Origin of the sequence: Agromyces hippuratus (assembly GCF_013410355.1) — a bacterium.
GTDB lineage: Bacteria > Actinomycetota > Actinomycetes > Actinomycetales > Microbacteriaceae > Agromyces > Agromyces hippuratus.
In genome coordinates this window covers 1695619-1714785 of the sequence record NZ_JACCFI010000001.1, presented here as the reverse complement: position 1 = coordinate 1714785, position 19167 = coordinate 1695619, and the positions used below count along the sequence as shown (strand labels likewise).

Here is a 19167-nt window from a genome sequence, read left to right as displayed (position 1 = left end):
TCCGTGACACCAGCACCACTCGAAAGGAGGATGAGACCGTGACAGATTCCATCACCCGCGATGTCGTCGCGACTGAACCGGCGAAGCCTCGCACCCCCGCGGGCAGGCGCCGCTTCCTCTCGGTGCCCCACCTGCTCCTCATCCCCGCCATCCTCATCCTCCTCGTCGGCATGGGCTACCCGCTCGTGTGGCAGGTGATCACCTCGATGCAGGAATTCGGCATCAAGCAGCAGTTCGGACAGCCGGCGGACTTCGTCGGATTCGAGAACTACATCACCCTCGCGACCGATCCCACCATGTGGCAGGTCGTCGGTCGTTCGCTGCTGTTCTGCTTCATCACCGCGGCCCTCACGCTCGTCGTGGGACTCCTCCTCGCCATGCTCATGACGGCGGTGGGGCGCACCGCGCGACTCACGCTGCAGATCTCGTTGCTGCTCGCCTGGGCGATGCCCGTCGTCGCCGCGATGACCGTGTGGATCTGGCTCTTCGACCGCCGGCGCGGCGTCGTGAACTACCTGCTCGACATGATCCCGGGCGTCGACATGAACCGCTTCTCGTGGCTGTCGAACCCGCTCACCTTCTTCATCGTCGCGAGCATCATCGTGATCTGGATGTCGGTGCCGTTCGTCGCCTTCTCGGTGTACGCCGGCCTCACCCAGGTCTCCGACGAGGTGCTCGAGGCCGCCCAGCTCGACGGCGCGAACGGCGCGAAGCGCCTGCGCTACATCATCATGCCGATGATCCGGCCGGTCATCATGATCGTGCTGCTGCTCCAGCTCATCTGGGACCTGCGCGTGTTCACGCAGATCACGATGCTGCAGGACGCCGGCTCGAAGGCCTCCGACTTCGACCTGCTCGGCACCTACATCTACAAGCTCGGCGCCGGATCGCAGGACTTCGGAATGGCGTCGGCCGTCTCCATCTTCGTGCTCGCACTGACCCTCGCGATCAGCTGGTTCTACGTGCGCTCCCTGCTCAAGGAGGACGAACAGTCATGACCACCTCCGTCACGATCCCCACCGGCGGCGAGCTCGGAGCCACCGCGTCGGCGATCCCCGTCGCCCGAGTCCGCACCCGCACGCGGTGGAGCCGGCGCTTCCGCCCCCGCCGAGTCGTGCTCACGATCCTCGCGTTCGTGATCGCGATCGCCTGGGCCTTCCCCGTCTACTGGATGCTGAACTCGTCACTGCTGCCCAACCGCACGCTGCAGTCCTTCATCCCGACGTTCCTGCCCATCGGCGGCTCGCTCGACAACTACGAGAACGTGCTCGACGGCGGCTCGTTCTACTCGGCCCTCGGCATCAGCCTCTCGGTCACGCTCATCGCGGTCTTCTGCTGCCTGCTGTTCGCGTTCCTCGCGGCCGTGGCGATCAGCCGCTTCCGGTTCAAGGGCCGCAAGGCCTTCGTGCTCGCCGTGCTCATCGTGCAGATGCTGCCGGCCGAGGGCCTGTTCATCGCGCAGTACAAGATGGTCTCGAGCGTCGGCCTGCTGAACTCGGTGATCGGCGTCAGCATCATCTACACCGCGGCCGTCGTGCCGTTCACGGTGTGGATGCTGCGCGGCTTCGTCGCCGGAATCCCCGCCGACCTCGAGGAGGCGGCGATGGTCGACGGCCTCAGCCGCACGCAGGCGTTCATGCGCATCACGTTCCCGCTGCTGGCTCCCGGCCTCGTGGCGTCCGGTGTGTTCGCGTTCCTCCAGGCGTGGAACGAGTTCACGGTCGCCCTCGTGCTGCTGCCCGCCGAACAGATGCACACACTGCCGCTCTGGCTGCGCGGGTTCATCCAGGCCAGCGCCACGCGAGAGACCGACTGGGGCCAGGTGATGGCCGCGTCCACCCTCGTCGCGGTGCCGGTGATCGTGTTCTTCCTCATCGTGCAGGGACGGATGACCAGCGGGCTCGTGAGCGGAGCGGTCAAGGGATGACCGGCACCGACTCGACCGGCGCGGGCACCGACCTCCGCCGGGACGTCCTCACGACGCTGCTGCCGGGGTTCGAAGGCCTCGACGCCCCCGACTGGGTGCTCGAGCTGCTCCGCGACGGGCTCGGGGGCGTCTGCATCTTCGGTCCGAACATCGAATCGCCGGAGCAGCTGCGCGCGTTGAACGCGTCGCTGCGCGCGGCGAATCCGCTCGCCGTGATCGCGATCGACGAGGAGGGCGGCGACGTCACCCGGCTGTTCTACGACCGCGGTGCGCCGTTCCCGGGCAACGCGGTGCTGGGCCGCATCGACGACGTGGAGCTGACCGCCCGCGTCGCCAGGGCCGTGGGGGAGGCGCTCGCCGCCACCGGATGCACCGTGACCTTCGCCCCCGACGTCGACGTGAACGCGAACCCCGACAACCCGGTGATCGGCATCCGCAGCTTCGGCGCCGACCCCGAGCTCGTGGCGCGCCACTCGGCCGCGTGGACGACGGCGCTGCAGCAGACCGGCGTCGCCGCCAGCGCCAAGCACTTCCCTGGCCACGGCGACACCGCGACGGACTCCCACCTCGCGCTCCCGGTCGTCGACGTGCCGCTCGCCACCCTGCGCGAGCGCGAGCTCGTGCCGTTCCGGGCCGCGATCGCCGCAGGCAGCCGCACGATCATGACCTCGCACATCCTGATCCCCGAGCTCGATCCCGAGAACCCGGCCACCCTCTCTCCGCAGATCCTCAACAGCCTGCTCCGCGGGGAGCTGGGGTTCGACGGCGTCATCGTCACCGACGCCCTCGACATGAAGGGGGCGAGCGGCGTGCACGGCATCCCCGAAGCTGCGGTGCGCGCCCTCGCCGCCGGTTGCGACCTGCTCTGCATCGGCACCGACAACTCGGCCGAGGAGATGGCCGAGATCGTCGCCGCCGTCGAGAACGCGATCGCGACGGGCCGGCTCCCCGAGGCGCGTGTGCGCGAGTCCGCCGCCAGGGTGCGCGCGCTCGCAGAGGACTCGGTGCCCGTGCCCGCCGGGCCGGCGCTGCCGGCCTCGATCGAGCCGCGACACGATACCGAGGAGATCGGCCGGGTCATCGGCTCGTTCGAGGTGACGGATGCCGCACGCGAACGTCTCGCCCGATCGACCCGGGTCGGCACGGTCGTGCGCGTCGACGCCGTCGCGAACATCGCCGTCGGCGTCGCTCCGTGGGGCCCCTTCGCCGCTGAAGACGTCTCGGAGAGCCCGTCGTGGCTCGGCGGCGCCGAGACGGTCGCCGTGTCGGCGCACCGGGGGCTCGTCGACCCGGCAGCGCTCCAGGGCACGGTGCTCGTCGTGGGCAAGGACCTGCACCGGCACGAGTTCGCCCGCGCGGCGATCGATGCGCTGCGCGCGGTGCGCGACGACGTCGTGACGATCGACATGGGCTGGCCGTCGAATGATCGCGCCTACGCCGACGTCTCGACGTTCGGGGCCTCGCGCCTCCTCGGCGAGGCGGTCATCGAGTTCGTCGACGACGTGCTCAGGGCCGCGGTGGCGACGTCGTGAGGCTCGGCATCGACATCGGCGGCACGAAGACGGCCGCGGTGGCGATCGGTGCCGATGGGGAACTGACCGACCAGGTGCGCATGCCCACGGGCTTCGGCGCGGAGGAGGTCGTCGCGACCGCGCTGCGCACCGTGGAGCGCATGAGTGAGCTGTCGGGGGTCGGTGCGGCGTCGTTCACCTCGATCGGCATCGGCATCCCGGGGGCCGTCGACAGCGCGACCGGCCGCGTGGAGCACGCGGTGAACCTCGGGCTCGACGGACTCGACCTCGGTCGCCGCCTCTTCGACCGCCTCGGCGTCGACGTGCGCGTGGAGAACGATGTGAAGGCGGCGGCGCTCGGCGCCCACCACCTGCTCGGCCGGTCGGGCGACCGGGTCGACCGGCCAGGCGAGCCTCGGGCCGCTTCGATGGCGTACCTCAACCTCGGCACGGGACTCGCGGCGGGGGTGGTGCTCGACGGGCGGCTCCTCCGCGGCGGCCACGGCGTCGCCGGCGAGATCGGCCACATCCCGATCGACCCCGCCGGAGTGGTGTGCGGGTGCGGGCAGCGCGGATGCCTCGAGACGGTGGCATCGGGCCTCGCGATCGCACGCACCTGGCCATCGGACTCCGAGCATCCGGCACGTGAACTCTTCGATGCCGCAGACGCCGGCGACGCGCACGCGATCGCGGTGCGCGAGGACTTCCTCACCGGCGTCGCCGCGGCGGTTCGGCTGCTCGTGCTGACCGTCGACGTCGACACCGTCGTGATCGGCGGCGGGCTCGCCGCCCTCGGTGGGCCGCTCCTCGTCGGCATACGCCGTATCCTGAATCGGTGGGCGGCCGAGTCGGCCTTCCTCGCATCGATCGACCTCGCCACTCGCGTGCAGGTCATTCCACCCGGATTCCCAGCGGCCGCCGTCGGCGCCGCCCTCGTAGGAGAAGACCCATGGCTGAAGTCGTCGTCGTAGCGAACGAAGACGCCGCAGGCGCACTCGTGGCCGACACGATCGTCTCGCTCATCCGCTCGAAGCCCGATGTGGTGCTCGGCCTCGCGACCGGTTCGACGCCGCTCGCGAGCTACCGTGCGCTCGCGCGACGCATCGCCGACGACGCGGTCGACGTGCGCGGCGTGCGCGGATTCGCGCTCGACGAGTACGTCGGGCTGCCGGCCGGCCACCCCGAGAGCTACCGTGCGGTCATCTCCCGCGAGGTCGTCGAGCCGCTCGGGCTCACCCCCGAGCTCGTGCGCGTGCCGAACGGCGACCCCGCCTCGATCGAGCACGCCGGCGCCGACTACGAGGCGGCGATCACGGCGGCCGGCGGTGTCGACCTGCAGATCCTCGGCATCGGGCGCACCGGCCACATCGGCTTCAACGAGCCGGGCTCGTCGCTCGCCTCCCTCACCCGGGTCAAGACCCTCACCGAGGCGACCCGCCTCGACAACGCCCGCTTCTTCGATTCGCCGGCCGATGTGCCCATGCACTGCATCACGCAGGGCATCGGCACGATCCTCCGCGCACGACACCTCGTGCTGCTCGCGTTCGGCGCCGCGAAGGCCCACGCGGTCGCGGCCGCCGTCGAGGGGCCCGTCTCGGCGAGCCAGCCGGGCTCGGCGATCCAGCTGCACCCGCACACCACGGTCATCGTCGACGAGGCCGCAGCTGCAGAACTCGAGAACCTCGACTACTACCGCCACGCCTGGGCGAACAAGCCCGCCTGGCAGGGCATCTGAGCGAAGCATCACTCGAAGGGGCGAGCGGATGCCGCGGCATCCGCTCGCCCCTTCGGCGTCGGTGGGGGAGAAGCGGCCCTGCCGGGGTCGCCGCGGGTCAGCCCGCGAGTTCCTTGCGTCCGTTGATGATGCCGCTCACCGCGGCGACGACGGCGAAGACGATGGCGACGACGGGCTGGCCGAGGGTCCACCAGCCGATCGCGGCGGCCGAGAAGACGGCGATCTCGACGATCGCCTTGCCGAACGCGTCGACGCGGAACACCGCCTTCGGCGACACGAACAGCGCCCACGCGAGGATGGCGAGGAGGGGCGCGCCGATGCCGACGAGCACGCCCGGCCAGGGCAGCGGGAACGCCAGGAAGCCCCAGATGCCGAGGGAGACGAACGCGAAGAGTTCGAGGAGGAACCGGAGGATGTCGTTCGGCCCGATCTTCGGCTGCTGCTCGTGCTGTTGTGCGTCGCTCACAACCGACAAGCCTACCCGCGACCTCAGCGGAAGATGATCGTGCGAACCCCGTCGAGCAGCACCCGGCGCTCGGCGAACCACTTGACCGCCTGGCTGAGCGTTCGGCTCTCCTCGTCCTGGCCGATCGCGACGAGCTCCCCAGGGCTGCGCGAGTGGTCGACCCGCACGACGTTCTGTTCGATGATCGGCCCCTCGTCGAGGTCGCTCGTCACGAAGTGCGCGGTCGCGCCGATGAGCTTCACCCCGCGCGAGTGCGCCTGGCGGTAGGGGTTGGCGCCCTTGAAGCCGGGCAGGAACGAGTGGTGGATGTTGATGCAGCGACCTTCGAGGGCGGCGCACAGCTCGGGCGAGAGGATCTGCATGTAGCGGGCGAGCACGACGAGTTCGATGTCGTGCTGGTCGACGGCGTCGAGCACCCGGCGCTCGAACGTCGCCTTCGAGACGGCATCCGTCACCGCGAGCGACTCGAACGGCACGCCGTAGAAGTCGACGAGGTCGCGCAGGGTGCCGTGGTTCGAGAGCACGAGCGGGATCTCGACGGGCAGTTGGCCCGCGCGCTGGCGGAACAGCAGGTCGTTGACGCAGTGGCCGGCGGTCGAGGCGAGCACGAGGGTGCGCAGCGGCCGGCCGACCTCGTCGAGGTGCCACTGCATGTTCCAGCGCTCGGTGACCGGGGCGAGCGCTGCCTCGAACTCGTCGCGGCCGGCCGAGGACTCGACCTGGAGGCGCATGAAGAAGTTGCCGGTGTCGAGGCTCGCGAACTGCTGGCTCTCGGTGATGTTGCCGCGTGCCGCCACGATCGCCCCGCTGATCGCATGCACGATGCCGGGGCCGTCGGCGCAGCTCAGCGTGACGACCCAGTGGTGGAGGTGTTCAGGGGGCGCGCCCGGGACGTGCTCGGTCATCCCGCCAGACTAGCGGGCGCGGCCGGTGCGTCCCCGAGGCCGCCGCCGGTCCCCGGCCGGAACTCGGCAGGAGCAGCAGGTCCGAACCTGCCGTCCGCAGCGTATCGCACCGTGTATTCGAGGCTGGAGTCGACGTCGTACAGTCCGGGGAGGATGAGGCCACCTGCTGCATCGAGCACCTCCCGCCGGCGTTCTTGCCCATCGCCGAGCACTTGCACGGTGGCACCGGGCTCACCGGCGAAGGTCACGCGCCAGCCCCACCAGCCGCCGTTCCAGACGCGTTGCAGCCGCATCGAGGGGCTCGACAGGGCGACCTCGATCGGCGCGGTCGGCGCAGAGGTGTTGAGCGCCCGATCGGTCTGCGTGACGGTGAGCAGGTGCTTCCCGGCCGGCAGGCCGCTGTAGGTGAGCGACCAGTCGCCGTTGTCGTCGGCGACTGCGTCGGGTTGCACGTCGACGGATGCCGCGAGCGCCGCGTTCGCCGCCGACTGCACGGTCACGTGGATGCTCGCACCGGGCTCTGCCGTACCTGAGAGCACCGGGTCGACGAGGCCGTTCGCGGTGTCAGCGCCACTCACCGACGGAGGGAGAGCCACCGTGTCGACCGGCTCGGGCTCCGGATCGGGGGTCGGCGTCGGCGTCGGCGACGGTGGCGGCGACGGCGACGGCGACGGCGACGGTGCAGGGCTCGGCTCGACCGGCTGGGGATCGGGCTCGGCCTGCTCCTCTGCGGGGTCGGGGGCCGGCTCGACCACGGGGACCGGCGGCGCGGGGTCGGGCTGGATGGCCGGCGGGGCCTCGTCGATCGGTCCAGTCGACTCGGACTCGGGTGGCGCGACCGCCGCAACGGCGGGCGCGGGTTCGGCTGGGGCCACGATGCCGGGCACGATGATCACGGCGGCGACGGCCGCGGCGGCGACGAGCGCTCCCGCGCCGACGCCGACCACGACGCCGGAACCACCGAGGGCGCCCACACCGGTCGCGGATGCCCCGCCGGCGACGCCTGCACTTCCTGCACCCGCGGTCGAGCCCGCCCCTGCGGCGGAGCCGGCCGCGCCCGAGGCGCCCGCGCCGGCGGTGTGGCCGATGATGGCGGCGGGCATCGCGGCGGCGCCCATCGCGACCTCGGCGACCGGTGCGCCCTGCGAGAGCCAGGCCGAATACGCCGTCGCGCCGCCGATGCCGGCGGTCAGCGGCAGCAGCACGAGCGCGAGCCGGGAGCCGACCTCGCGCGCCTCGGCCGCGACGATCGTGCATCGGGCGCAGTCGTCGAGGTGCGCTTCGAGGCGCGTGGTCTCACGGGCTCGGAGCTTGCCGCGGGTGTACGTGCCCAGGCGATCGATGCTCCACTGGCACTCGGGCGCGTTGGCGGGGTTGCGCAGGTGCACGCGGATCCACGACTGCCGCAGCCCCTCACGCGCCCGGTACGCGAGGGCCGCCGTGCTGTTGGCGCTCATGCCGAGGAGCGGTGCGATCTGCTGCGGGGTCATGTTCTCGACCTCGGAGTACCAGAGCACCTCCTGCCAGCGGGTCGGCAGCGCGCGGAAGGCCTGCGCGGTGGCGCTGCGGTCGAGGGCATCGAGCGTGGCGGACTCGCTGGTGGCCGGGTCTTCGAACGACTCGAGCGTCTCGAGCGTCGTCTCGTGGCGCGCGCGCCCCCAGCCCGCGGCGGTGTTGCGGATCGTCGTGAAGAGGTAGGGCCGGAAGGCCCCGGTGGGCCCTCCGCCCGAGAGGATCGCGCTGTAGATCTTGGTGAACGACTCGGCGACGAGGTCGTCGGGGTCGAGCGAGCTGTACGAACGGGCGACGGTGCGCGCCGACGCGGAGTGCCGCTCCCACAGTTCGGCGTACGCCGCGCCGTCGCCGCGGCGGGTGCGCTCGATGAGCGCGGCGTCGGCCGATCGGTCGGTGCGCAGCGGCGGCACGACGGGCTCCTTCGGGTAGCAGGGGGATCCGCAGGTCGAAGCGGTCCATCGAAGAGACGCGCCCTGAGGGGGATCATGACGCGGAGATTCGGGTGCTCCCATTCCACCAGAGATCGCTGGGAAACGGGTGCGGAAAAAAATCTCCGAATCCGCGTCATGAATGCCGCGCATCGCCGTCTCTCAGGTGGAAGGCGTGCGAACGTCGTCCACCAACCGCCGTCTCAGGCGACCCGAACACCCGAGACGGGTGCCGGCACAGCCGGCGGATGAGCGGAGCGCATCGGGGGAACGATGCACTCCGTTCGAACGGGCGAGGGTCTCGGAGGCGAAGGGGAACACGCCTCCGGGCCCCGTCCGGAACGGGCGGGGGTCTCGGAAGCGATGGGGAACACGCTTCCGGGCCCCGTCCCGAACGACGCGCCGATCAGGCCAGGCGCGAACCGGCGCCCCACACGGCCTGCACGCCGAGGTCGGCGTCGAGCAGCACGGCGTCGGCGGCGAATCCCGGGTCCAGTCGTCCGAGGTCGCCGGAACGGCCGATCGCCGCGGCCGGCGTCACGGTGAGCGCTCCGACCGCCTCGTCGAGCGGGATGCCGCACTCGAGCACCGCTCGTCGGAGCGCCTCGTCCTGCGTGAGCGTCGAGCCTGCGATCGACCCGCCCTCGCGAAGGCGTGCGACGCCGTCGGTCACGACGACCTCGAGCGACCCCAGGTCGTAGACGCCGTCGGCGGAACCCGTCGCCGCCATCGCGTCGGTGACGAGGGCGACTCGGCCGGGTGCGCCGGCGAAGGCGAGCTTCACGACGTCGGGGTGCACGTGCACCCCGTCGTTGATGACCTCGAGCGTGACGTGGTCGGCGTGCATCGCCGCCGTCACCGGGCCGGGCGCGCGGTGGTGGATGCCCCGCATGCCGTTGAACGCATGCGTCAGGATCGAGGAGCCGGCGTCGAACGCGGCGAGGGCGGTCTCGAAGTCGGCGCCCGTGTGGCCGACGGCGACCCGCACATCGGCGGCGACGAACCGCGTGATCGCCTCGAGGGCGCCGTCGTGCTCAGGGGCGATCGTGATCTGCCGCAGCGTGCCGGCCGCGGCCGCGAGCAGCAGGTCGACGGATGCCTCGTCGGCACCGCGCAGCAGGGAGGGATCGTGCGCCCCGCGGAACTCCGTGTCGAGGAACGGCCCCTCGAGGTGCGAGCCGAGCACCCGCGGATCGCGCTCGGCGAAGCGGGCGATGGTCGCCAGGTCTCGAGCGAGGCGATCGACGGATGCCGTGACGAGCGAGAGCACCGAACGCGTGGTGCCGTGCGCGTTGTGCACCGCGAGCACCGTCTCGATCGCCGCGTCGCCCTCGTCGACGGCCGCGCCGCCGGCCCCGTGGCAGTGGATGTCGATGAATCCCGGAGTGAGGAAGCGCCCCGCGGCATCCGTCACCGTCGCCTGCTCGACCGTGATGTCGTCGCGCCAGCCGTCGCCGATGCCGCGCGCGGTCACCTGATCGCCGTCGAAGCGCACCCACGCGTCGGTGACGGTGTCGGCGCCGCTCACGAGACGCGCGGAATGGATGACGACGGGTGGGGTGCTCACCTAAGCAACGATAACGTCGTAGCCCGCGTCCGACAGCCGTTCGAGCTGCTCCTGCGTGGCCCCGGCGTCGGTGATGACGGTCGAGAAGAGCCGCCTCGGCCCGATCGCCGCGAACGCCCGCTTGTCGATCTTCGAGGAGTCGGCCACGAGCACCGCCTGCGTCGCGCGGGCGGCCATGAGGGCGTTGACCGCGGCCTCGCGCTCGTCGTGCGAGGTCGGCCCGACGACGGGGTCGATGCCGTTGACGCCGATGAACGCGAGGTCGAGCGTGATGCTGCCGAGCACCGCGTCGGTGTACGCGCCGACCAGCTCGTACGAGCGGGCGTGCACGACGCCGCCGGTCACGACCGTCTTGATCTGCGGGCGCATCGCGAGCTGCATGGCGATGTTGATCGCGTTGGTGACGACGGTCAGGCTCGGGTCGGGGGCCGGCTCCATGATGTCGGCGCGCGACATGAGGGCATCCGCGATCGCCGTCGACGTCGTGCCGCCGCAGAGGCCGATGACGGCTCCGCGCGGCACGAGGGCGCTCGCCGCATGGGCGATCGCGGCCTTCGCATCGGGGTTCTGCTGGTTCTTGTACCGGATCGGCAGGTCGTAGGCGACGGAGTGCGCCACGGCGCCGCCGCGCGTACGGGTCAGCAGCTGCTGGCGGGCGAGGGCGTCGAGGTCGCGCCGGGCCGTCGCGGGCGACACCTCGAGGCGCTCGACGATCTGGTCGACGTCGACCTGACCGCCCTCGGCGAGGAGGTCGAGCACGGCGCTCAATCGCTCGGCACGATTCATCCGTTGCGCTCCTTCACTTCGATGAGGTCGAGCGCGGCGCTCGGTCGCGTCGGACGTTCCGGGCGATTCATCCGTTGGGGTCCTTCCCGGCGAAGAGGCGGAGGAGGCGTGCCGCCTCTGCTTCGATGGCGTCGCGCCCGGCGGCGAGGTACTTGCGCGAGTCTACGACCGTCGGATGCTCGTCGAGGAATCTGCGGATCGCGCCCGTGAACTGCGCGTTCAAGTGGGTCGAGACGTTGATCTTGACGAGCCCGGCGCGGATGCCGGCGACGATCGTCTCGTCGGGCACGCCCGAGGATCCGTGGAGCACGAGGGGGACCGGCACCGCCGACCGAAGACGGGCGATGAGCTCGAGGTCGAGCGCCGCGACCCGTTCGGTCATCGCGTGCGAGGAGCCGACGGCGACGGCGAGGGCGTCGACGCCGGTCTCGGCGACGAACTGCGCCGCCTCGGCGGGATCCGTGCGCACACCGGGTGCGTGCGCGCCGTCCTTGCCGCCGATCTCGCCGAGTTCGGCTTCGACCAGCACGCCGGTCGTCGCGGCATGCGCGACGACCCTGCGCGTCGTCTCGACGTTGTCGGCGAAGTCGAGCTTGGCCCCGTCGTACATGACCGACCCGAAGCCGTAATCGATCGCGAGGAGCGCGAGCTCGGCGTCTTCAGCGTGGTCGAGGTGCACGGCGACGGCGGCGCTCGAGGCCTCGGCCACGGCGAGGGTGGCGCGGGCGATGGGCTCGAAGCCGCCGTGATAGCGGATCGCGTTCTCGGAGATCTGCAGGATCACGGGAAGCCCGGTCGACTCGGCCGCGCGCACGAGCGCCTCGGCCGTCTCGAGGTGCAGCACGTTGAACGCGCCGACGGCGCGGCCCGCCACGACGGCGTCGGTCAGGATGGCGCGAGTGGGGGTCAGGGTCATGCTGTCGCTTCCGGGTCGGAGGGGCCGGCGGTGCCGGTGCTGGTCGTGGTCACGTCGACCTCGAGTTCGAGGGCGACGTGTTCGGGCGAGAGGTCGCCCGCGAGCGGCATGAGCACTGCGGAGGCCGACCACGCGGTCGCGCGGCGGGCGAGTCGTGCGCGGGCGTGGACTGCGGCCGCCGTGTCGGCGGCCAGATCGGGCGTTTCGGCGAGTGCCGCAGCGATCGCGGCGACCGCGGCATCGCCCGCGCCGGTCGCATTGCCGTGCAGCGTGCGGGGCAGGCGGGCATGGACGGCGCCCGGAGCATCCGCCGACACGATCATGAGGCCCTCGGAGCCGAGGGAGGCGACGACGAGGCGGGCGCCGAGGTCGAGCAGTGCACGGGCGCCGGCAGCGGGGTCGTCGAGTCCGGTCTCGGTTCGGAGCTCTTCGGAGTTGGGCTTCAACGCCGAGGCTCCGGCGCGGGCGGCCGCCAGCAGGCCGGGCCCGCTCGTGTCGACGATCACGGGCACGCCCGCAGCGACGAGCGAGGCGACCAGCTCGGCGAGTTCCTCGGAGCCGAAGCCGGTGGGCAGGCTCCCGCAGATCGCGACGGCGTCGGCGAGGCGGCCGAGCTCGAGCGCGGTCGCAGCGAGTGCGGCGACCTCGTCGGGCGCGAGTGCGGCGCCGCGCTCGTTCAGCACGCTCGTCTCGCCGTCGGCTTCGTCGACGATGGCGACGCTGCGCCGCGTCGGTCCGGCCACGGGGATCAGCCGATGCGGGATGCCGCTCGACACGAGCTCCGCGGCGAACTCGGCGCCGACCGCGCCCCCGGTGGTCGTGAGCGCGAGCACGTCATGCCCCTCGGCGTGCAGCACGCGGGCGACGTTCAGCCCCTTGCCGCCCGCTCGCGCGGCGCCGGCATCGACCCGGTGCGTCTCGCCCGGCTGCAGGCGATCGACGTGCCAGGTCAGGTCGAGCGCCGGATTCGGCGTCACGGTGAGGATCATGCGGCACCGCCGTCTCGCCGCACGGCCGCGAGGTCGCGGGCCGCGAGCGCCGTGCCGAGGAGGCCCGCGTCGTCGCCGAGTTCTGCGTGCACGAGCGCGGGCCGGCGGTGGAAGCTGAGGAGGGCGTCGAGTCGCGCGCCGAGCGGGCCGAAGAGCGCGGGGCCGGCCTGTGCGAGACCGCCGCCGATCACGACGGCCTCGGGCGCGAGGATCGCGACGAGCCTCGCGATCGCCTCCGCGAGCGCCTCGACGGCGTCGTCCCACACCCGGCGGGCGAGCGGGTCGCCCGCCGTGGCGGCATCGAGCACCTCTCGCGCGCCGCCGACGGGCGTGCCCGACGCGGCGGAGTAGCGTCGGGCGATGGCGCCGGCCGACGCGATCGTCTCGAGGCATCCGATCGCACCGCAGGGGCATCGCTCGCCGAGCGGGTCGGCGAGCGAATGGCCGATCTCGCCCGCGAAGCCGCCGCCTGCGTAGGGGCGCCCGCCGAGCACGAGGGCGCTCGCGATGCCCGTGCCGATCGCGAGCACGACGACATCGCCGTAGCCGCGAGCCGCACCGAGCCGGTGCTCGGCATCGCCGGCCGCGCGAACGTCGTGCCCGAAGGCGACCGGCAGGCCGAGCGCGGTCTCGGCGAGCGAGCGGATCGGGGCGTCGCGCCAGCCGAGGTTGGAGGCGAACATGCCGACTCCGGTCTGCTCGTCGACGAGCCCGGGCACGCTCACGCCCGCGGCCACCGGCACGATGCCGGGCACCGCGGCCAGGTGCTCGCGGGCGAGCACTGCGAGCGACGCCACGATCGTTCCGGCGGGATCGGCGGAGTCGAGGGGCGTCGGTGTGCGGCGGAGGCCGAGCACCCGTCCCGACGCGTCGACGAGGGCCGACTTCGTGTCGGTGCCGCCGACGTCGAAGGCGAGCACCGCATGACCCGGGCCGAGCCGGGTCGCATCGGGGGCGGGGTGCTCGATCATCACGCGTCGAGGATGACGGAGCGGGTGAGGTTGCGCGGTGCGTCGGGGTCGAGGCCCTTCGCGCGGGCACGGGCGAGTGCCACCCGCTGGGCGCGCACGAGTTCGGCCATGGGGTCGAGCGTTCCGGCCTCGAAGTGCGCGCCGGTCGCGGCGACATCGCCGGCGAGGCCCTCGGGCGTCTCGCCGAACTGCCACGTGACCCGGCCCGGCGCGGCGATCGCGATCGGCCCGTGGCGGTACTCCATCGACGGGTACGACTCGGTCCACGACTGCGAGGCCTCGCGCATCTTGAGCGCCGCCTCGTGCGCGAGCCCGACCGACCAGCCTCGGCCGAGGAAGGTGTACTGCTCGGCATCGGTCAGTTCAGGTGCGAGCTCCTCGGCGACCGCTCGCTCGGCGTCGGCGATCGCACCGCTCAGGTCTTCGCCGAGCGACGCGCGGAAGAGGGCGAGCGCGGTCGTCGCGAACCGGGTCTGCACGACCGACTGCTCGTCGGCGAACGGCAGCAGCACGGCGTCGTCGACGAGGCCGACGAGCGGCGAGGATGCATCGCCGATGACGCCGATGGTGCGCACGCGCCCGCGCAGGCCCTCGACGAGCTGCAGCACCTCGGTGGTCGTGCCCGAGCGGGTGAGGGCGACGACGGCGTCGTAGCCGCGATCGACGAAGGCCTCGGATGCCGCGAAGGCGTCGGTCTCGCCGTGGCCGCCTGCTTCGCGGAGCCACGCGTACGACTGCGCGATGAACCAGGACGTGCCGCAGCCGACCACGGCGATGCGCGCACCGCGTGCCGGGAGCAGCGCCTGCTCGGCGCGGAGCGACTCGGCCTTCGCCCAGGTCTCGGGCTGCGAGTCGAGCTCGGCCGACATGTGCTCGGCAGGGGTGTGTTCGGTGGTCGAATGCTCGGTCAAGACGGCTCCAGACGGGTGTTCGGCGGCCGGCGCAGGAGATCGGCGCCGACATGACTTCTCATGATTGCAGATGACTGCAATCGATGTCCAACGATCAGCCAAACGATCGTTTCGACGGTTTCGACGCGACCGCCGAATTTGTGAGGGATCTGAACAAAATCTCATAACGAATCAGTTGCACGTCTTGACGGCTGATCCGCATCCGTCATAGATTTCGTGCGTCGAATGAACGAACATGATCGTTTGCTCGTCGAAACGTTCAGGAAACAGCACTCTGGCACTGTCGTCATGTGCGAGTCCCCGAACACACGCACCGTCGCGCGAGGCTCCATCCGGGCGCTGGTGCACCATCCACCACAGTGAGGAAGCATCCATGAAGAAGTCTCTGCGCCTCGGCACGGCCGTCGCGCTCGCCGCCACGGCGTCGCTCACGCTCGCATCCTGCGGCTTCGGCGGCGGTTCAGGCGAGGAAGCCGGTGGCAAGACCACGCTCGACCTGCTCGTGCCGAGCTACTCCGACAACACCCAGGGTCTGTGGGAAGACGTCATCGAGGGCTTCGAAGCCGAGAACACCGACATCGACGTCAAGCTCGAAGTGCAGTCGTGGGACAACCTCGAGACCGTCATCGCCACGAAGATCCAGGGTGGTGAGGCACCCGACATCTACAACGGCGGCCCCTTCGCCGGCTTCGCAGCCGACGAGCTGCTCTACCCGGCCGAAGACGTCGTCTCGCCCGAGACGTTCAGCGACTTCCAGGAGTCGTTCATCGCGAACGCCGAGGTCGACGGCACGGCGTACGCGCTGCCGCTGATCGCGTCGGCTCGCGCGCTGTTCGTCAACAACGCCCTGCTCGAGCAGGCCGGCGTCGCGGCACCGCCCACCAACTGGGACGAGCTGCTCGACGCGGCGACGAAGGTCTCCGGCCTCGGCGGCGGCATCGCCGGCTATGGCATGCCCCTCGGTTCCGAAGAGGCGCAGGCCGAGGCGGCCGTGTGGCTCTGGGGCGGCGGCGGCACGTTCGGCGACGCGACCGAGATCACGGTCGACGACCCGGCGAACCTGCCCGGCGCCGACCAGATCAAGAAGATGATCGACGCGGGCGCCACCCAGGCCGACCCGGGCTCGACCGACCGTTCACCGCTCATGGACATCTTCATCCAGGGCAAGATCGGCATGCAGGTCGGCCTCCCGCCGACCGTCGGCCAGATCGAGGAGAACAACCCCGAGCTCGACTACTCGATCGTCCCGATCCCCACGCAGGACGGCAGCCCCATGACGGTCGGCGTCATGGACCAGCTCATGGCCTTCCAGAACGACGGCGACAAGCAGGAGGCGATCACCAAGTTCCTCGACTACTACTACACGGCCGACGTCTACGTGCCGTGGGTGCAGACCGAGGGCTTCCTGCCCGTCACCAAGTCGGGCGCCACCGAGCTCTCCTCCGAGCCGGCGCTCGCGCCGTTCCTCGAGGTGCTGCCCGACGCGCAGTTCTACCCGAGCACCAACCCCAAGTGGTCGGCGACGGATGCCGCGTTCAAGGCGCTGTTCGGACAGCTCCAGACGAAGCCCGCACAGGACGTGCTGACCGAGATCCAGGCGCAGGCCGACGCGGGCTGATCCCGCCTGCACGACCAGCAGTCCGTTCGCAACACCCGGAGGGATCGGTGACCACCGAACCATGAGCACCACATCCGATGCGTCACCGATCCAGGCGGGGGCGGCCGATGGCCGCCCCCGCCCCGGGCGCGGAACCCCCGCCAAGGGCGACCCCGCCGCCCCACGCCCTCGGGGCCGCGACCTGCTCCACGCGCTGCCGTGGATCGGCCCCGCCCTCATCCTCATCTTCGGCGTCGTGCTGTTCCCGGCCGTCGTCATGTTCTACAACTCGACCCGTGATATCTCCCAGAGCGGCGTCGACAAGGGATCGGTCGGCCTCGACAACTACATCGAGGTCTTCAACTTCCCCTACTTCTGGCCGATCTTCGGCCGAACGATCGTCTGGGTCGTCGTGGTCGTCGCTGCGACGGTCATCATCTCGCTCGGCCTCGCGCAGATCCTCAACAAGGCCTTCCCGGGGCGTCGCATCGTGCGCCTCGCGGTGATCATCCCGTGGGCGGCATCCGTGGTCATGACGACGATGGTCGTCTACTACGGCCTCGAGCCGTACTTCGGCATCATCAACAAGTTCCTCGTCGACATCGGTCTCGTCGACACGCCCGAGGGCTACGGCTGGACCCGGAACCCTGCGACCGCGTTCGCGTGGTCGATCGTCGTCGCGATCTTCGTGTCGCTGCCGTTCACGACGTACACGATCCTCGCCGGACTCCAGACCGTGCCGGGCGAGGTGCTCGAGGCCGCCAAGATGGACGGCGCCGGGCCCATCCGCACCTACTGGGGCGTCGTGCTGCCGCAACTGCGCAGCGCCCTCGCCGTCGCGGTGCTCATCAACATCATCAACGTCTTCAACTCGCTGCCGATCCTGAAGGTGATGACCGGGTCGATCCCCGGCTACGACGCCGACACGATCATGACGATGATCTTCAAGTACATCCAGAACCAGCACAAGGTCGATGTCGCGAGCGCCCTCTCGGTCGTCGCGTTCGTCATCGTCATCGTGATCGTCGCCATCTACGTGCGCGTGGTCAAGCCCATGAAGGAGGTCTGATCGTGGCCGTCACCGCACCCGCGTTCGAGACGATCGCCCCGCCCGCGGCATCCGCTCGCAAGCGCCGCTACACCGAAGACCAGGTGCCGCTCGGCAAGGTGCTCGTGCGCATGCTCGCCGGCTTCATCGTGCTCGCGATCTTCGTCCTCCCGTACGTCATCATGTTCTTCGGCTCGGTGAAGACGAAGGCGCAGATCCGCTCGGTCGACCCCACCTACTTCCCAGAGGAGTGGCACTGGGAGAACTACATCAACATGTGGTCGACGCCCGAGACGCCGCTGCCGCAGAACCTCATCTCGACCATCGTGATCTCGGTCTTCGCGACGCTGATCGTGCTGCTCGTCGCGATGCCCGCGGCGTACTACACGGCCCGGTTCAAGTTCCCGTTCCGCATGGTGTTCCTCTTCCTCGTGATCGTCACGCAGATGCTGCAGCCGGCCGTGCTGACCTCGGGCCTGTTCCGCCAGTTCCTCGCGTTCGACATGATCGACACGTGGGCGGCGATGATCTTCATCAACGCCGCGTTCAACCTCTCGTTCGCCGTGTGGATCATGCACTCGTTCTTCGCCGGCATCCCGAAGGAGGTCGACGAGGCGGCGCAGATCGACGGCGCCGGCCGGCTCAGGGTGCTCTTCACGATCAGCCTGCCGCTCGTCTGGCCCGGCATCGTGACGGCGATCGTCTTCACCTTCGTGGCCTGCTGGAACGAGTTCGCGGCCTCGCTCGTGATCCTCTCAACGGCGGGCAACCAGCCGCTCTCCGTGGCCCTCACGAAGTTCGTCGGCCAGTACGAGACCTCGTGGCAGTACGTGTTCGGCGTCTCGATCGTCGCGATCGTGCCGGTGGTCATCCTGTTCATGATCATCGAGAAGCGCCTCGTCGGGGGCCTCACCGCCGGCAGCGTCAAGTAACCACCAGAACCAGCGGATGTCGCGGGTGCCGCCTGCCCCGCGGCATCCGCTTCATTTTCAGGAGTTCGTCCATCGCTCAGGACGAACGGCTCGGCTGCCGCCTGAGTCGGGTTCGAACCCCTGAATCGCGATCGAGTCCCATCGCGATCGCATGCCGGAACTCCGACTCGACCTCCTGCCACTCGAACAGCACCTGTCTGTAGTCGATGCGGACCACTGTGTACCCCATGAGGGTCAGCCGACGGTCTTGTGCGATGTCGCGCCGTCGTTGTTCGGCCGAGCTGTGGAACTCGTACCCGTCGACCTGATACACGAGTCGATCGCCGATGAGCCCGTCCACCGGGTGGCCGTCGATCATCACTTGCTGTCGTACACGGATGCCGAGGCGACGGAGACGCGCGACCGGGATCGTCTCGATGCCGGAGTCCGAGAGCATCGACGCGCCGGACCTGACCCGACGAGCTGCGGCGCTGCGCAGCGGGAGTCGGTCGAGGTGGTCGGATGCGACACGGCCGCTGCGAAGGGCGGACTCCCAGGTCGCGAGCGCCTGATCGAACGGTCGGCAATCGGCGAGGTGCACGAGGGCGTTGACGACCGGCTCGACGAGTTCGTACCGGTGCGGGGCGACCGGCCCGGCGTTCCAATGAACGATCGCGGCTCCGGCATCGAACCGTGAGGCGTTGGGCGAGACGGCAAGGTGAAGTCGTCCGTCGTCGATCGTCCAAAGCCCATGATGCTGAGCCGCAGACACGCACGCGACTCTTCCGCCCACCTGTGCAGCACGGATCAGGCGCGGCGGCGCCGTCGCCCGAACGAGCCACCGTCTCACCCGCCGGACCTCTCCGGAGGCGACAGCCGTGCGGATCGCGTAGCGAGTGAATCCGTCGCGGAGTGCGTCGTCGACATGACGGATGTCGTTGCTCCCGGCGACCCATTCAGCGAGGTCCATTCCTCGAGCCTCGC

At 70.5% G+C, this 19167-nt stretch carries 18 protein-coding genes; 8 read left to right on the top strand and 10 right to left on the bottom strand.

What is annotated here, in order from left to right:
- Window positions 1-38 precede the first annotated feature (38 nt).
- Genes BJY17_RS08010 through BJY17_RS07990 form a run of 5 tightly spaced genes read left to right on the top strand, consistent with a single transcriptional unit; the run spans window position 39 to window position 5173 of the window.
- The gene (locus BJY17_RS08010) at window positions 39-998 is read left to right on the top strand and encodes a carbohydrate ABC transporter permease (protein ID WP_307836913.1); all 960 of its coding nucleotides are present in this window, start codon (window positions 39-41) and stop codon (window positions 996-998) included.
- Window positions 995-1927: a carbohydrate ABC transporter permease gene (locus BJY17_RS08005; RefSeq protein ID WP_179550894.1), complete on the top strand. Its 933-nt coding sequence runs from the start codon at window positions 995-997 to the stop codon at window positions 1925-1927. The genes BJY17_RS08010 and BJY17_RS08005 overlap by 4 nt, the downstream gene beginning before the upstream one ends.
- Window positions 1924-3459, top strand: coding sequence for a glycoside hydrolase family 3 protein (locus BJY17_RS08000; protein ID WP_179550893.1), 1536 nt, complete (start codon window positions 1924-1926; stop codon window positions 3457-3459). The genes BJY17_RS08005 and BJY17_RS08000 overlap by 4 nt, the downstream gene beginning before the upstream one ends.
- A complete protein-coding gene (locus tag BJY17_RS07995) occupies window positions 3456-4409 on the top strand; it encodes an ROK family protein (RefSeq protein ID WP_179550892.1) in 954 nt (317 codons plus the stop codon). The genes BJY17_RS08000 and BJY17_RS07995 overlap by 4 nt, the downstream gene beginning before the upstream one ends.
- The gene (locus BJY17_RS07990; protein ID WP_179550891.1) at window positions 4388-5173 is read left to right on the top strand and encodes a glucosamine-6-phosphate deaminase; all 786 of its coding nucleotides are present in this window, start codon (window positions 4388-4390) and stop codon (window positions 5171-5173) included. The genes BJY17_RS07995 and BJY17_RS07990 overlap by 22 nt, the downstream gene beginning before the upstream one ends.
- A 97-nt stretch (window positions 5174-5270) precedes the next feature.
- Here the strand turns inward: BJY17_RS07990 and BJY17_RS07985 are convergent, their stop codons facing one another.
- The 9 genes from BJY17_RS07985 to BJY17_RS07945 all read right to left on the bottom strand — a co-directional run bounded on the left by BJY17_RS07985 (window position 5271) and on the right by BJY17_RS07945 (window position 14585).
- A complete protein-coding gene (locus BJY17_RS07985; RefSeq protein WP_179550890.1) occupies window positions 5271-5639 on the bottom strand; it encodes a YrdB family protein in 369 nt (122 codons plus the stop codon).
- Window positions 5640-5662: 23 nt separating this feature from the next.
- Window positions 5663-6544: a formyltetrahydrofolate deformylase gene (gene purU, locus BJY17_RS07980; protein WP_179550889.1), complete on the bottom strand. Its 882-nt coding sequence runs from the start codon at window positions 6542-6544 to the stop codon at window positions 5663-5665.
- Window positions 6541-8469 (bottom strand): sigma-70 family RNA polymerase sigma factor, encoded by a 1929-nt coding sequence (locus BJY17_RS07975; protein ID WP_179550888.1) that lies wholly within the window; start codon window positions 8467-8469, stop codon window positions 6541-6543. The genes purU and BJY17_RS07975 overlap by 4 nt, the downstream gene beginning before the upstream one ends.
- Window positions 8470-8893: 424 nt before the next feature.
- Complete coding sequence (gene nagA / locus BJY17_RS07970; RefSeq protein WP_179550887.1) at window positions 8894-10054, bottom strand: N-acetylglucosamine-6-phosphate deacetylase; 1161 nt, start codon at window positions 10052-10054, stop codon at window positions 8894-8896.
- Window positions 10055-10840 (bottom strand): DeoR/GlpR family DNA-binding transcription regulator, encoded by a 786-nt coding sequence (locus tag BJY17_RS07965; RefSeq protein ID WP_179550886.1) that lies wholly within the window; start codon window positions 10838-10840, stop codon window positions 10055-10057.
- Window positions 10841-10907: 67 nt separating this feature from the next.
- On the bottom strand, window positions 10908-11756 hold the full coding sequence (locus BJY17_RS07960; protein ID WP_179550885.1) for a class II fructose-bisphosphate aldolase: 849 nt from the start codon (window positions 11754-11756) through the stop codon (window positions 10908-10910).
- The gene (locus tag BJY17_RS07955; protein ID WP_179550884.1) at window positions 11753-12745 is read right to left on the bottom strand and encodes a 1-phosphofructokinase family hexose kinase; all 993 of its coding nucleotides are present in this window, start codon (window positions 12743-12745) and stop codon (window positions 11753-11755) included. The genes BJY17_RS07960 and BJY17_RS07955 overlap by 4 nt, the downstream gene beginning before the upstream one ends.
- Entirely contained in the window at window positions 12742-13716 is a 975-nt protein-coding gene (locus BJY17_RS07950; RefSeq protein WP_179552776.1) for an ROK family protein, read from the bottom strand. The genes BJY17_RS07955 and BJY17_RS07950 overlap by 4 nt, the downstream gene beginning before the upstream one ends.
- Complete coding sequence (locus BJY17_RS07945) at window positions 13716-14585, bottom strand: SIS domain-containing protein (RefSeq protein WP_179552775.1); 870 nt, start codon at window positions 14583-14585, stop codon at window positions 13716-13718. The genes BJY17_RS07950 and BJY17_RS07945 overlap by 1 nt, the downstream gene beginning before the upstream one ends.
- 415 nt (window positions 14586-15000) lie before the next feature.
- Between BJY17_RS07945 and BJY17_RS07940 the strand changes: the two genes are divergently transcribed.
- From BJY17_RS07940 to BJY17_RS18915, 3 genes are all read left to right on the top strand, one after another.
- Entirely contained in the window at window positions 15001-16245 is a 1245-nt protein-coding gene (locus BJY17_RS07940; protein WP_179550883.1) for an extracellular solute-binding protein, read from the top strand.
- Window positions 16246-16306: 61 nt separating this feature from the next.
- Window positions 16307-17293 (top strand): carbohydrate ABC transporter permease, encoded by a 987-nt coding sequence (locus BJY17_RS07935; RefSeq protein ID WP_179550882.1) that lies wholly within the window; start codon window positions 16307-16309, stop codon window positions 17291-17293.
- A 2-nt stretch (window positions 17294-17295) separates the two neighbouring features.
- On the top strand, window positions 17296-18204 hold the full coding sequence (locus BJY17_RS18915) for a carbohydrate ABC transporter permease (RefSeq protein WP_322789779.1): 909 nt from the start codon (window positions 17296-17298) through the stop codon (window positions 18202-18204).
- Between the two features lie 76 nt (window positions 18205-18280).
- Here BJY17_RS18915 and BJY17_RS07925 read toward each other — a convergent pair whose 3' ends face one another.
- Window positions 18281-19153 (bottom strand): endonuclease domain-containing protein, encoded by an 873-nt coding sequence (locus tag BJY17_RS07925; protein ID WP_179550881.1) that lies wholly within the window; start codon window positions 19151-19153, stop codon window positions 18281-18283.
- Window positions 19154-19167 lie beyond the last annotated feature (14 nt).